At 72.2% G+C, this 13620-nt stretch carries 8 protein-coding genes; 2 read left to right on the top strand and 6 right to left on the bottom strand.

The features are described 5' to 3' along the window. The first annotated feature begins 338 nt into the window (after positions 1 to 338). On the top strand, positions 339 to 5405 hold the full coding sequence (locus HNR07_RS31090; protein ID WP_184369663.1) for an SCO7613 C-terminal domain-containing membrane protein: 5067 nt from the start codon (positions 339 to 341) through the stop codon (positions 5403 to 5405). Between the two features lie 90 nt (positions 5406 to 5495). On the opposite strand, the gene HNR07_RS31085 is transcribed toward HNR07_RS31090, so the two are convergent. From HNR07_RS31085 to HNR07_RS31075, 3 genes are all read right to left on the bottom strand, one after another. Further along, on the bottom strand, positions 5496 to 6854 hold the full coding sequence (locus HNR07_RS31085; protein ID WP_184369660.1) for a PhoH family protein: 1359 nt from the start codon (positions 6852 to 6854) through the stop codon (positions 5496 to 5498). Positions 6855 to 7160: 306 nt separating this feature from the next. Beyond that, positions 7161 to 7922 carry an isoprenyl transferase gene (locus HNR07_RS31080; protein ID WP_017580582.1) on the bottom strand — a complete coding sequence of 254 codons (762 nt, stop codon included), beginning with the start codon at positions 7920 to 7922 and terminating at the stop codon, positions 7161 to 7163. A gap of 93 nt (positions 7923 to 8015) precedes the next feature. Then, positions 8016 to 8627: an RNA polymerase sigma factor gene (locus HNR07_RS31075; RefSeq protein WP_017580581.1), complete on the bottom strand. Its 612-nt coding sequence runs from the start codon at positions 8625 to 8627 to the stop codon at positions 8016 to 8018. Between the two features lie 307 nt (positions 8628 to 8934). On the opposite strand from HNR07_RS31075, the gene HNR07_RS31070 reads away from it, so the two are divergent. Beyond that, entirely contained in the window at positions 8935 to 10302 is a 1368-nt protein-coding gene (locus HNR07_RS31070) for a serine/threonine-protein kinase (protein WP_184369656.1), read from the top strand. A gap of 9 nt (positions 10303 to 10311) precedes the next feature. Here the strand turns inward: HNR07_RS31070 and HNR07_RS31065 are convergent, their stop codons facing one another. The 3 genes from HNR07_RS31065 to HNR07_RS31055 all read right to left on the bottom strand — a co-directional run bounded on the left by HNR07_RS31065 (position 10312) and on the right by HNR07_RS31055 (position 13615). Then, positions 10312 to 12348: a thioredoxin domain-containing protein gene (locus HNR07_RS31065; RefSeq protein WP_184369653.1), complete on the bottom strand. Its 2037-nt coding sequence runs from the start codon at positions 12346 to 12348 to the stop codon at positions 10312 to 10314. A 98-nt stretch (positions 12349 to 12446) separates the two neighbouring features. Beyond that, complete coding sequence (locus HNR07_RS31060; protein ID WP_184369650.1) at positions 12447 to 13160, bottom strand: GntR family transcriptional regulator; 714 nt, start codon at positions 13158 to 13160, stop codon at positions 12447 to 12449. A gap of 134 nt (positions 13161 to 13294) precedes the next feature. Then, positions 13295 to 13615 carry a hypothetical protein gene (locus tag HNR07_RS31055; RefSeq protein WP_184369648.1) on the bottom strand — a complete coding sequence of 107 codons (321 nt, stop codon included), beginning with the start codon at positions 13613 to 13615 and terminating at the stop codon, positions 13295 to 13297. Positions 13616 to 13620 lie beyond the last annotated feature (5 nt).

The raw sequence follows: 13620 nt of genomic DNA, 5'->3' as shown, positions 1-13620 counted from the left end.
CGCCGTACGACCGACCGCGGAGCGGGGCTCCCACACGGGAGGGGGGATTCTCGGTGCAGCGCCCCCAGCCTGCATCATCGTCACGGTAAAGTAACGCCAGTTTTACTGTGTCCTGACTCACATCACGGAATGTGCGCATTTTCCAGACCCCTGACCTGCACCTCAACACGAAGAGTCAAGGCCTGGTCAACGCCGGACAGGCCTGTGTCACTGCTCTCCCCGCCCCGGGAGGGAGGCCGAGGTCACCGAACGACCGATCCGACGGCTGAGTACGCGCTCGTGAGCGTCTGAGTACCTGTACGGATGTGCCGGGCAGCGCCGCTGAGGAGCATGGACCCATGAACGCCCAAGGACTCCCACAGCCCCCGCCGGGAGCGCCGCGGCACTGTCCGGAATGCGCCGCTTCCCTGGCCGCCGCGGCGCACGCGTGCCAGAACTGCGGGCTCAGCCTGGTCGGATCGACTGCGCAGCGCCTGTGGTGGATCGACACCGAGATCGAAATGCTGCGCGGGCGCGAGCGCGCGCTGGTCCGGGAACGCCCCGTGGTCCTGGACCGGCTGCGTCAGGAGAGCCGCGAGCGCGCCCGGCAGGAGATCCGCGAACGGCTGGAGGCACAGGAGCGCTGGGCGGCCGCGCAGCAGGAGGCCTCACGGCGGGGCCCCGAACCCCTGGATCCGATCGAGGTCCCGGCAGCGCCACCCGCGCCACCCGCACCAGCCGCACCAGGCGTTCCGGGTGTTCCGGCCAGGCCCCCGGGAGCGGCGACCCCCGCCCCCGCCGCCGCGGGCCATGCCCCCGCGCCTGCCGCTCCGGGCCGTTCCGGTGAGGTCAGCCGACGCTCGGCGCAGAACATCATCCTCGGCCTGGGCGGTCTGCTGGTCGGCGTCGCCGCCCTGGTCTTCGCCATCTGGACGTGGAGCGACATGGGCACCGGCACCCGCGCCGCCGTGCTCGGACTGACCACCCTGGCCTTCGCCGGACTGGCCCACCCGCTGTACCGGCGCGGTCTGCGCGCCACCGCCGAGACCTTCGGTGCGGTGGCCGCCGGTCTGCTCTGCGTGGACGCGCTCGCGCTGTGGCTGCTGAGCGACCAGATCACCAACGGTCCCGGCTACACCGCCGCGGCGCTCGCCGTGATGAGCACACTGCTGGCGCTCTATCCGGCCCTGGTCCCGCTGAGTTCGCCGCGCGTCCTGGCCGCCCTGTTCCTCCAGCCGGTGCCGGTGCTGCTGGTGATCGCGCTGCCCAGCGACGGCAACCCCGGCTGGCTGCTGGCCGTGATCGCCGCCACCGCGCTGGCCGACGTGCTGGTCCTGCGCCGCCTCGGTCCGCCCCGCCCGGGCGTCCCCGTCCGTACGCTGCGGGTCGCGGCGCTCATTCTGTGGGGCCTGGCGCTGTTCGTCACCGTCGTGACCGTGCTCGCCAGCGGCTCCTACTCCGGAGAGGACCCGCTGGGCTGGTGGTCACTGGCGACCACCCTGCTCCTGACCGGGATCACCGCGCTGCTGGTGGAGCGCCGGCGCGCGCCCGCACCGGCCGACCGGGCCGTCCAGGACCAGCACGCGAGCGGTACGCCCGCCCCGGGGAACCCGTCCGTGCTCACGGTCCTGGGTCTGCTCAGCCTGGCCCTGATGCCGCTGGTCGCCGGTCCCGCGCACCTGCCGGTCCTGCCCCGCCTCACGGCCGCGCCGTGGAGTCTGGAACCGGCCGCGATGGCCACCCCCGCCGTCGAGCTCCTCCAGCTGGACCGGGTGAGCGCGCTGCCGCCGCTGAGCTTCGTGTACCTGGCCGGAATCCTGGTCGCCACCGTGCTCGCCCTGGGCGCGGTCTGGCTCCTGCACCGCTCCGCCCTGCCCCTCACCCTGTCGCTGACCGCCCCGGCCGCGCTGCTGGCCGTCCCCCTGCTGCTCGGCCTTCCCCAGGCCGTGGCGGCCGTGTGGGCGCTGGCCGTCGGCGGCTGCCTGGTCCTGGGCTCGGCGCCGCTGGGCAGGTGGACCGGCGCGGTTCCGGTGATCACCGGAACCCTCACCCTGCTCACCGGCCTGGTCTGGGCGCTGCCCGAGCGGTACACGACCCTGGCCGCCGTGCTGATGCTGGCCGTCACCGCGCTGGTCTGCGCGGCCGGGGCCCGCCGGTTCTCCGACCCGGTCCGCCGCCCCGAACCGGGCGGCCGGACCGCCACCCTCTACATGGCGGGCACCCTGTTGTGGGGCCTGGCCCTGCTGGTCGGCGGCGCCTACCTGTTCGGGAACCGGGGCGCGGACGGTACCGCGCAGGTCCAGTGGTGGCTGCTGACCGCCGCCGTGCTGCTGTGCGGGGCCACCGCGCTGATGCTCAGCCGGGTGCCGACCCCGTCCTCGCTGCGGCTGACCGCCGACGGCCACCAGTCGGGCACCGACCTGCGCCCGCTGTTCACCCTGGTCGGTCTGGGCCTGCTGCCGGTGGCCCCGCTGCTGGCCCTGCCGGAGCGCTCACCGGCGCTGACGCTGTTCGCCGATCGGACCTCGTGGTCCGAGCCGGTCCAGGCGATGTGGGAACCCGTGCACGCCGTGCTCGGGCTGCCCGCACAGCCCAGCGTGCTCTTCGCGGCGGGTTCGGCCCTCGGCGTCCTGCTGGTGGGCGCCCTGGTGGTGGCCCTGGCGGCCGTGATCGAACGCCGCTGGCTGCCGACCGGGCTGGCCCTGGTCGTGCCGCCGACTCTGGTGCCGCTGCCGGTTCTGCTGGGCGCGCCGTTCGCCGTGGCGGTCGTGTGGACGGTGCTGGTCGGCGCCGCGCTACTGCTGTGGGTACCGCGACTGCGCACCCCGGACGGCTGGCTGCCGGGGGTGACCGGGCTGGCCACGATGCTGCTGGCCCTGTCCTGGTCGCTGCCCGAGCAGCACACCACGCTGATCGTGCTGCTGCTGGTCGCCGCCGTGGCCCTGCTCTCCGCGCTGACCCGCCAGAACCTGCGCGCCGCCACCGCGGCTCCCGGAACCGGAGGTACCGGGCAGGTCGGCGCCGGGGATAGCGCGGCCGCGCTCGTGTCCGGGCTGACGATCGTGACCTGGGGCGCCACCCTCTTCTTCGGGTTGGCCGCTCTGATCGCCTCCGCCGCCGTCGGCGCACCCGGGCAGGCGCCCTGGTGGCTGCTGGGCGCCGTCACCCTGCTGCTCGGCGCGACCGCGCTGGTCCTGGACCGCACCGAGCGCCGGGCAGGCTCGCCCCCGGGCGGCGGTGCACCGTCAGCGTTCGGCATCGGAGCGCTTCTCCTCCTGGCCGCCGTCCCGCCCGTGGTGGGACCGCGCGGCCTGCCCACGATCCCCGCGCTCGGCCCCGACGGCTCCCCCTTCGACGCCCCGACCGCGACGATGCTGGCGCCGGCGCGGGAGCTCGTGGGCCTGCCGGTCCCGGCCGACACCATGACGGCCCTGCTCACCGCCCTGGGCATGATGGTCGCCGGGACACTGGCCCTGAGCACCGTACTGCTGCTGGGGCGGAGGCTGCTGGCCCCGGCGATCGCCCTGGTCGGAGCGCTCACCCTGGTGCCACTGCCGGTACTGCTGGGCGCGCCGTTCCTCGTGGCGGTCGTGTGGACGGTGCTGGTCGGCGCCGCGCTACTGCTGTGGGTACCGCGACTGCGCACCCCGGACGGCTGGCTGCCCGGGACGATCGGGCTGGCCACGATGCTGCTGGCCCTGTCCTGGTCGCTGCCCGAGCAGCACACCACGCTGATCGCGCTGCTGCTGGTCGCCACCGTGGCCCTGCTCTCCGCGCTGACCCACCGCAGCCTCTCCCGTTCCGCCCGCCCCGCCCCCGGTCCGGGCGGTTCCCCGGAGCGGCTCGTGTACGGTCTCACCGTCCTCACCTGGGGCGCCGGTCTGCTCTTCGGGTTCGCCGCCCTGGTGATGTCCGCGTCTGACGGCTCCGCCGCCCAGCTGCCCTACTGGCTGCTGGGCGGCCTCGCCCTGCTGCTCGGCGCGACCGCGATGGTCCTGGGCCGCACGGACCGCGAACGGACCGCCGAACCGGACCGGTCGGGCGTCCCGGCCTCGTTCAGCGTGCTGGGCCTGCTGCTGGCGGCGATCGTCCCGCTGCTGGTCGGACCGCGCGGCGTGGCCGCACTGGCGCCCCTCTCGTGGACCCGCGGCGTGTACGAGGCTCCGCTCTCGGCCCTGCTGGATCCCGCGCACGTCTTCCTCGGGCTGCCCGCCCCGCACGACACCCCGAGCGTGTTCACCGTCCCCCTCGGGCTGCTGGTAGCCGCACTGCTGGTCCTGGGCTCGGTGCTGCTGCTGGACCGGACCCTGTTGGTGCCGACGGCGGCGCTGGTCGTCCCGCTCACCCTGATCCCGCTGCCGGTGGCGGTGGGAGCGACCTTCCTGGCCGCCCTGGTGTGGACGCTCGCGGTCGGCTGCCTGCTGCTCACCGGCTCCGCGCTGCTCCGGGAGGGACAGGGCTCCTGGATGCCCTGGACGACCGGTCTGGCCACACTCGCGCTCGCACTGGGCTGGGCCGTCTCGGAGCGCTACAGCACGGTGGCGGTCCTGCTCGCGGTGGCGGCGGCCGCCTCGGTGGTCACCGCCCTGGCGCGGACGCGCTTCGTGGCGATCGCCTCCACCTCGGTGGCGGTGACGGCCACCGGCGGCTTCGCGCTCACCCTGCCGCTGGCCCTGAACGCGCCGGTCGAGTACGCGGCCTTCGGACCCATCGCCGTGGTGGCCGCCGTGGCCGTGGTCGCCCCGCGGCTGCGCGGCCCGCTGGCGGAGGCCGCCGAGGTCCCCGCCTCGGTGTGGGCCGCCCTCGCCCTCGGCCTCACCGTCCTGAACGGCACCCGCCTGGAGCTGGTGGCGGTCGCGCTGGCCGTGGTCGGCGTGGTGGGCCTGGCCAGCGCGGTGCGACCGGACCGCCGAGGGTTCGCGGTGGTCGGCGCGGTGCTGATGTTCCTGGCGCTGTGGACCGCGCTCGCCTCGTGGAACGTCACCGTCCCGGAGGCGTACACGGTCCCGCCCGCGCTCGCCTTCCTGGTGATCGGCTGGGAGTGGTCGCGCAAGGCCGACGAAACCCCGTCGAGCTGGCTCGCCCACGGCGGCGGCCTGGCGCTGCTGCTCGGCCCGACGGTGTGGCTGGTGCTCAGCGAGGACGACCCGGTCTGGCGGGTCCCGACCGTGCTCGCGGTGAGCCTGGCGGTCACGGTGTGGGGTCTGTTCCAGCGCCTCCAGGCGGCCCTGGTCATCGGCGGCCTCGCCCTGCTCGTGACCTCGCTGCGCGCCTTCGGTCCGCCGCTGTGGGAGCTGACCCGGCTGATGCCCAACTGGCTGCCGTTCGCCGTGATCGGGGTGCTGCTGCTGACCGTGGGCGCCCGCTACGAGGCCAGCCTGACCCGCCTGCGCCAGGTCGGCCGGATGCTCTCCGAGATGCGCTAGCTGCGCCCGGAACAGCGTGCGCCCGCCTCACGGTTCGTGGGGCGGGCGCACGTGCGCGGGTTCAGGGCTTGAGGGTTCAGGGGCTGGGGGCTAGGTCTCCAGCATCTCGGTGACCAGGGCGGCGATGGGCGAGCGCTCCGAGCGGGTCAGGGTCACGTGCGAGAACAGCGGGTGGCCCTTGAGCTTCTCGATCACCGCGACGACCCCGTCGTGGCGGCCCACCCGCAGGTTGTCGCGCTGGGCGATGTCGTGGGTGAGCACCACCCGCGAGTTCTCGCCCAGCCGGGACAGCACCGTGAGCAGCACGTTGCGCTCCAGTGACTGGGCCTCGTCCACGATCACGAAGGCGTCGTGCAGCGAGCGGCCGCGGATGTGCGTGAGCGGCAGGACCTCCAGCATCCCCCGGTCCATGATCTCCTCGACGACGTCCTCGCTGGTCACCGCGGACAGGGTGTCGTGCACCGCCTGACCCCAGGGCGTCATCTTGTCGTTCTCGGTGCCCGGCAGGTAGCCCAGTTCCTGGCCGCCCACCGCGTAGAGCGGACGGAAGACCATCACCTTGCGGTGCTGGCCGCGCTCCAGGACGGCCTCCAGCCCGGCGCACAGCGCCAGCGCCGACTTGCCGGTACCCGCACGACCGCCCAGGGACACGATGCCGACGTCGGGGTCGGTGAGCAGGTCGAGCGCGATCCGCTGCTCGGCGCTGCGCCCCTTCAGGCCGAACACGTCCCGGTCCCCGCGCACCACCTTCACCGACTTGTCGGCCTGCACCCGCCCCAGCGCCTTGCCCTGCTCGGAGACGAGCACCAGACCGGTGTGACAGGGCAGGTCCCTGGCCTCCTCGATCTCGCTCTCCCCCGCGGAGAACAGTTCGCTGATGTTGTGGGCGGGCACGTCCAGCTCCGCCATCCCGGTCCACCCGTGCTCGATGGCGAGCTCGGCCCGGTACTCGTCGGCCGGCAGACCGATCGAGGAGGCCTTGATCCGCATCGGCAGATCCTTGCTCACCAGGACCACGGAATCCTCCGACGCGCACTCCACCTGGAGGTTGCGGGCGACCGTCAGGATCCGGGTGTCGTTGTCACCGAGCCGGAACCCCGCCGGCAGGATCGCCGGATCGCTGTGGTTGAGCTCGACCCGGAGCGTGCCGCCGTGGTCGTTCACCGGAACGGCGACGTCCAGACGGCCGTGGGCGACTCGCAGGTCGTCCAGTCGGCGCAACGCGTTGCGTGCGAAGTACCCGAGCTCCGGGTGGTGACGCTTGCTCTCCAGCTCGGTGATCACCACCACGGGGATGACGACCTCGTGCTCGGCGAACCGGGCCATGGCCATCGGGTCGGCGAGCAGGACGCTGGTGTCGAGCACGTAGACGCGCGTGCCCTCTCCTACCTCCGGCCGGGGGTCGGTGGGGGGCTGGGTGTCACGGCGATCGGTCGAGGAACTAGCCACTCGTTCTCCCCTTGGGCACCGCGAGGGCGCCCTGCTGTCACGGGATCATGGAGGACCGGGACCAGGCCCACGAGGGCCGGGTCCGGCCCTCCTCTTCGATATCCCGCAAGAGCGGAGAAGATCAACGAGACGGGGCCTCCCGAACGGATGGACGAACGCCATCCGCTGTCTACGACGCTACGCGCCCGAGAGCCCGTTTTCCAGGGCCCGAACCCACCACCTGGTGAACTCCGCGTTACGAACCCGCCGTCGACAGACACGGCGCGCCCCGCGGAACGGGGGTGGGGAAGGGACTGGGAGCGGGGGTCAGGAGCCGAAGCGCCGGTTGCGCGCGCCGTAGGCACGGAGTGCGCGCAGGAAGTCCACTCTGCGGAAGGCAGGCCAGAAGACCTCGCAGAAGTAGAACTCCGAGTGCACGCTCTGCCACAGCATGAAACCCGAGAGACGCTGCTCGCCAGAGGTGCGGATGAGCAGGTCGGGATCGGGTTGTCCGCGCGTGTAGAGATGCCGAGCGATGTCCTCGATGTCCAGGCGCTCTGCCAACTCCTGGATCCCGGTGCCCTTGGCCGCCTCCTCATGCAGGAGGGACCGAACCGCATCAGCGATCTCACGTCTACCCCCATACCCGACGGCGACGTTGACAACCAGACCCGGGTTGCCGGATGTGGCCTCTTCCGCCTCTTTCAGGGCACGGGCGGTGGAGTCGGGCAGGACGTCGAGCGCGCCGACGGGCCGGGTGTTCCAGCCCTCCTCGCGCAGCCGGGCGATGGTCTCCTCGATGATGCGCACCAGCGGGCCGAGTTCGGCCTCGTCACGGGTGAGGTTGTCCGTGGACAGCATCCACAGGGTGACGACCTGCACACCGATCTCGTTGCACCAGCCGAGCACCTCGAAGATCTTGTTCGCCCCGGCCTGGTGGCCTTGCTCGGCGCCCGGGAGACCACTGCTCTTGGCCCAGCGCCGGTTGCCGTCCATGGCCACACCGACGTGCCTGGGAATCTCCTGGCTGGTCAGGCCACGTTCGAGACGTCGCTCGTACAACCAGTACAGGGGGTCACGGAGCCCCATTGGCGAAACCTCTCAGAGCTGGATCAAAAGACGGCGCACTCCGGTAACGGATGTGCCGACGGGGATACCTCCAGAGTAGTTCGCCCGCAGACGTCACGTCACGGCAAGGGATTTGCGCACGTGCTTACGTCCCTGGTGAATACGGGACTTCACCGTTCCCAGGGCCAGGTTCAGCTCGGCGGCGATCTCGTTGTAGTCCATCTGGCACAGGTCCCTCAGGACGAGCGGGGCCACAAGGTTGGGGCGGTCCTTCTCCAGCTGTTCGATCGCCTCCAGCAGGTCGATCCGCGAACCCGCGATGACGCTGGTGGTGCGCGGGTCCCGCTGGTGCGGCATGCGCTCGGCCTCGGTGGGGAACTCGGCGGAACGGCGCTTCATGGAGCGGTAGGTCTGCCGCGCGGAGTTGGACACCACGGTGTAGAGCCACGTGGTGAAGAGGGAGTCGCCCTTGAAGCTGTCGATCTTGCGCGCCACCCGAAGGAGAGCGTCCTGGCAGGCTTCCTCGGCGTCCTGCCGGTAGGGCAGGAACCGGGCGCAGCGGCGCAGCACCTCGGGCTGGATCCGGCGGAGCAGGTCGTCCAGGGCCACGGCGTCACCGTGCTTGGCCCGACGGGCGAGGTCCTCCAACTCCTCGTCCACGTTGCTGGCCACCCGACGCCGGGGGGCGGGGGTCGCCTCGTTCTCCGAGTTGTCACTACTGCTCATGGCTGATCTCTTCCTGACTTGCGACAGACGTCCGGCCGTTCGCGCGAACGCGCACCCTTGTGCGAGGGTCACACGTCAATCGGACGTCTATGGGCCCCGCTCGGCTCCGGCCTCTCGAATCCTCACGCCCTCCGCCCCACCATTCACATGGCGCACAGAACCCGAAGGGACTCCTCCAGTTTCCATGCCCCGAAGGCATCGAGACTACCCGGGGAGGGGATCATATCCACGGAAGTCAACGTGAAGGCGCAGATGGTGTATTAGTGGGCAACGAACGCGTATTAACCCCCAACAGACCGAGGCGGAAATGAGCCAACCGGAGGCCTTCGGACGTTACCGTGTCATCCGGCGCCTGGGTTCCGGTTCCTTCGCCACCGTCTGGTTGGCTCAGGACGATCTGCTGAAATACCCGGTGGCCATCAAGGTACTAGCCGAGAACTGGGCGCACCAGATGGACATCCAGCACCGGTTCCTGGAGGAGGCGCGCATCCTGCGCCAGACCGACTCCACGTGGCTGGTCGCGGTCCACGACGTCGACGTGCTGGCGGACGGCCGCCCCTACATGGTGATGACCTACGCCGACCAGGGCAGCGTCGCCGACCTCATCCACCGAGGCCAGCTTCCCCTGGACGAGGCGCTGCGGCTGCTCACGGAGATCGGCCAGGGCATCACCGTGCTGCACGGCCACGGCACGATCCACCGGGACATCAAACCGTCCAACGTACTGCTCCAGTCCTCCCCGGTAGGCCAGCGCGTGCTGGTCGCCGACCTCGGTTTCGCGAAGGCGATCGACGAGGCCTCCGGCTTCACCGCGGCCGCCGGAACCCCCGGGTACATGTCCCCCGAGCAGAGCATCCCCGGCGGTGACCTGGACGTTCGCTCCGATGTGTACTCGCTCGGCGCGGTCGCCTACGAGCTCATCACCGGACGACCTCCCTCCCGTCCACCGGTGAAAGTCGCCCCTGGCCGGATTCGGCCAGGTTTACCCCCGGCACTCGACGAACTGATCCTGGCCGCGCTGTCCGTGGACCGGGAGAGCCGCCCGGCCGACGCCAAGACCTTCACCGACCGGGTCAGGGCGATCCGTATGGCGCCCCACCTCCCCGAAGCCGTCCCATGGTGGCAGCGCTACCGGATGCCCTGGCAGCGGGCGGGCGCCCTCACCGCGGCCTGCGTGCTCATGGCCGCCGCGGTGAGCGCCTCCCTCGGCGCACCCGGCATGTCCCTCACCAGCGTCCGCAACGCCACCCAGGAGATACGGGTGGATGTGCCCTCGGTGTGGGCACGCGAGTTCCACACCGACCACGAGGCCCGCGAGTCCGTCGCCGAGGCCGGAGCCGCCCCCGGACTGCTCGCGGCCACCGACACCGACGAATGGCACTCCACCGACGTCCCGGCCTACGGGGTGTACGCCACGGTGGTGCCGGGCGCCCCCGGCCTGAGCAGCGTCGCCGACACCCAGCCCTGCGAGGGGCAGCCGGAGGAACGCGCCATCAGCAACGACGACTGGGAGGGCACGGCCTGGGAGTGGCGCGAGTGCCACGACAACGGGGCCTTCACCTCCGTGGCCGTACACCCGCCGGGCACCCCCAAGACCGTCTACCTGGAGATCCGCCAGCCCGACTACCGCCCCGACGTGGTCGACGAGATCATCGACCGCGTGGAGCTGCTGTAGTTCCCGGCCTCAGTCCGCGGTCAGCTGGGCTCTGAGGTCCTCGGGGGTGGTGACGGGGAGCTTGCAGACGAAGCCCTCGCAGACGTAGGCCGTGGGCTTCCCCTCCACCTGGGTGCGGTGCTCCAGCAGGGGTACTCCCCCGCTTTCGGCGCCGTCGCCGCGGGACAGGACGGTGCCCAGAGGTGCCCAGCGCAGGACAGTGCGGACCAGCTCCTCGGTCTCCGGTGCGCCCGGCTCACCCACCACGGCGACGGCGCGCGGGCCGGTGAGCAGCGCCTCGCCGGTGGCCAGGCCCCAGCCGGCGAAGCGTGGCGCCTTCTCGGCCAGCAGCGGAACCACGGACAGGGCGCCCTCGGCGGCGTTGCGGTGGCGTTCGCTGCCGGTCAGCGCCGCGTAGGACAGCAGTGCGGAGGCGGCGGCGAAGCGGCCCGAGGGGGTGGCGTTGTCCGTGGGGTCCTGGGGGCGGCTGAAGAGCTTCTCGGCGTCGTCGGCGGTGTCGTAGAACCCGCCCTCGCCATCGCCGAAGTGTTCCAGGACGGTGTCCAACAGCCCGCCTGCCTCACGTACGTAGCGGGCCTCACCGGTGACCCCGTGCAGGGCGATCAGCCCCTCGGCGAGGTTGGCGTAGTCCTCCAGCACACCGGCGCTGGGGCCGGGGCGGCCGTCCCTGGACGTGCGCACCAGGCGCCCGTACCGCAGGTGGGTACCGAGGACCAGGTCCGCGGTCTCCCGCGCCGCCCGGATCCACGCGGGCCGCTCCAGCAGCGCGCCCGCCTCGGCCAGCGCGGCGATCGCCAGACCGTTCCAGGAGGCCACCACCTTGTCGTCGCGGGCGGGCGGGACGCGGTCCTGGCGCGCGGCGAGCAGGGCGGCGCGCACGCGGTCGTAGCGTTCGGGGTCGTCGGGGTCCTCGCGGAGCTGGAGCACGGAGGAGCCGCGCTCGAAGGTGCCCTGCCCGGTCACCCCGAACAGGCTCCCGGCCCAGGCGCCGTCCTCCTCGCCCAGGACCTCGGTCAGCTGGGCGGGGGTCCACACGTAGTAGGTGCCCTCCTCGCCCTCGCTGTCGGCGTCCAGCGCGGAGGCGAACCCGCCCTCGGGGGTGCGCAGGTCGCGCAGCATCCAGTCCGCGGTCTCCTGGGCCACCCGCAGCAGCAGGGCCCGCTCCCCGGCCCCGGCCGGGTCCGCCCCCGCCGGCCGCCGGGCCAGGCGAGTGTAGGCGCGCAGCAGCAGGGCGTTGTCGTAGAGCATCTTCTCGAAGTGCGGGACCACCCAACCGCTGTCCACGGAGTAGCGGGCGAAGCCCCCGCCGATCTGGTCGTACATGCCGCCCCGGGCCATGGCCACGGCGGTGCCGCCCGCCATCAGGGCGGCGGGGGTGGCCTCGTCCGCGCTCTGGAACGGGAAGGTCCGCTCGTGCTGCGCGACGAGGAAGGACAGCAGCATCGACGGCGGGAACTTGGGCTCGTCGCCGTAGCCGCCGTTGACGGCGTCGTAGTCGCGGATCAGCGCCTGCACGGCCAGGTCCAGGTCGGCGGCGGTGGGCGGCGGCGATGTGGCCAGCCTACGCGGGGCACCGAGCGCCTCCACCACGCGTTTTCCCTGGTCGAGGAGGTCGGCGCGCTTGTCCCGCCAAGCCGCGGCCACCCCTTCGCACAGGCGTTGGAAGTGGTCGCGCGGGAAGTAGGTCCCGCAGTAGAACGGGGCGCCGTCGGGGGTGGCGAACACGGTCATCGGCCAGCCGCCCTGGCCGGTCATGGCCTGGGTGGCCTCCATGTACACGGCGTCGACGTCGGGGCGCTCCTCCCGATCGACCTTGATGTTGACGAACAGGGCGTTCATCCGGCTCGCGGTCGCCAGGTCCTCGAAGGACTCGTGGGCCATCACGTGGCACCAGTGGCAGGCCGCGTAGCCCACGGAGATCAGGACGGGGACGTCGCGGCGGCGGGCTTCGGCGAAGGCCTCCTCACCCCAGGGCCACCACTCCACGGGGTTGTCGGCGTGCTGCAACAGATAGGGGCTGGTCGCGTCGCTCAGGCGATTGGGCATGGTTCCACTGTGCCACCTCGCGAACGGCCCCGTTCAGTTGTCCACGGGTCGGAATCGGGACTCCGGTCCGAGTACCGGGGCGGTTTGGCGGGCGCCGGCTACTTCCGGCCGCGGGAGCGGGTGCGGGTGACGTCCACCGGGTCGAAGCACTCCCAGGCCTCGGCGATGGCAAGCGTGGGTTCGAGCCCGGCGGCGATGTGTGCGCGGTAGAGCTCGGCGGCGCCCTCACTGTCGCGGGCCTGGAGCAGCTGGTACAGCTGGACGTGCTCTTCGCGCTGCTCACGGGTGTCGCGGTGCTTGGTGAGGTGGAAGAGCCACTGCACGCGGGAGTTGAGCGGGGCCATCATCTGTTGGAGCAGGGGGTTGCCGCAGGCCGCGAGTACGGCGCGGTGGAAGCCCGCGTTGGCGGCGGCGGTCGCGGCGTCGTCACCGGCGGCGAGCGCGCGGGCGGCGTCGTCGAGGAGTGCACGCATCAGGCGCAGGTCGGCGTCGGTGCGCCGGGTGGCGGCCAGGCGGGCGGCCAGTGTCTCCAGCTCCTCGCGGACCTCGAACAGGCGCACGACGTCCTCGCGCGACCAGCTGGCCACCATGGCGCCCTGCCGCGGGACCAGGACGATGAGGCCCTCGGCCTCCAGCAACCTCAGCGCCTCGCGCAGGGGCACCCGGGAGACACCGAGCTCGGCGGCCGCGTCCCGCTCGGTGATGCGGTGCCCGGGGGGCAGCTCCAGGTCCATGATGCGTGACTTGAGCTGTCCGTAGGCCCGTTCGGTCAGGGACGGGGCGGTCGGGGCAGGGGAGGACTCGGGCGCCATGTCCCCATGGTAGGCCCAGAAACGGGCCCGATGAGGGGTACTGCCCGGGCCGGAAAAGCGGACCGGGGCGGACCGAATCCGCGCCCGTGGAGCCGCCCCCGCGGGTGCGGGGCGGGGGCGGGGTCGGGACCGGGTCAGGCCTTGGTGGAGGTGTCCTCGGCGGAGGGCCCGCTGGCGGCGGCCTCCGCCCCGGAAGCCGTCTCCCGGCCGCTCTCCTCCGTCGCCTCGGTGCTCTGGGCGGCCCCCTGCTCGTGGGCCCCCTGCTCGGCGGCCTCCTGCTCGTCGGCACGCGCCGATACACCGCGCAGCTTGCCCAACATGTTGCGCATCAGGAAGTACAGGCACACGCCGATCGCGAAGATGGCGAGGAAGCCCATGACACCGGGCGTGACGGTGTCCTTGTCCAACGAGAAGCCGTCGGCCAGCACCGTTGCGGACGTGAGAAGGGTGTTCATACCGC

Source organism: Nocardiopsis metallicus, assembly GCF_014201115.1.
Classification (GTDB): domain Bacteria; phylum Actinomycetota; class Actinomycetes; order Streptosporangiales; family Streptosporangiaceae; genus Nocardiopsis; species Nocardiopsis metallicus.
The sequence above is the reverse complement of the archived record's forward strand: the minus strand, read 5'-3'. Positions and strand labels throughout refer to the sequence as shown.

Coding starts and splice junctions, on each gene's coding strand:
- HNR07_RS31065 (WP_184369653.1), bottom strand. CDS start 12,348: ATGCCCAATCGCCTGAGCGACGCGACCAGCCCCTATCTGTTGCAGCAC.
- HNR07_RS31060 (WP_184369650.1), bottom strand. CDS start 13,160: ATGGCGCCCGAGTCCTCCCCTGCCCCGACCGCCCCGTCCCTGACCGAA.
- HNR07_RS31080 (WP_017580582.1), bottom strand. CDS start 7,922: ATGGGGCTCCGTGACCCCCTGTACTGGTTGTACGAGCGACGTCTCGAA.
- HNR07_RS31075 (WP_017580581.1), bottom strand. CDS start 8,627: ATGAGCAGTAGTGACAACTCGGAGAACGAGGCGACCCCCGCCCCCCGG.
- HNR07_RS31090 (WP_184369663.1), top strand. CDS start 339: ATGAACGCCCAAGGACTCCCACAGCCCCCGCCGGGAGCGCCGCGGCAC.
- HNR07_RS31070 (WP_184369656.1), top strand. CDS start 8,935: ATGAGCCAACCGGAGGCCTTCGGACGTTACCGTGTCATCCGGCGCCTG.
- HNR07_RS31055 (WP_184369648.1), bottom strand. CDS start 13,615: ATGAACACCCTTCTCACGTCCGCAACGGTGCTGGCCGACGGCTTCTCG.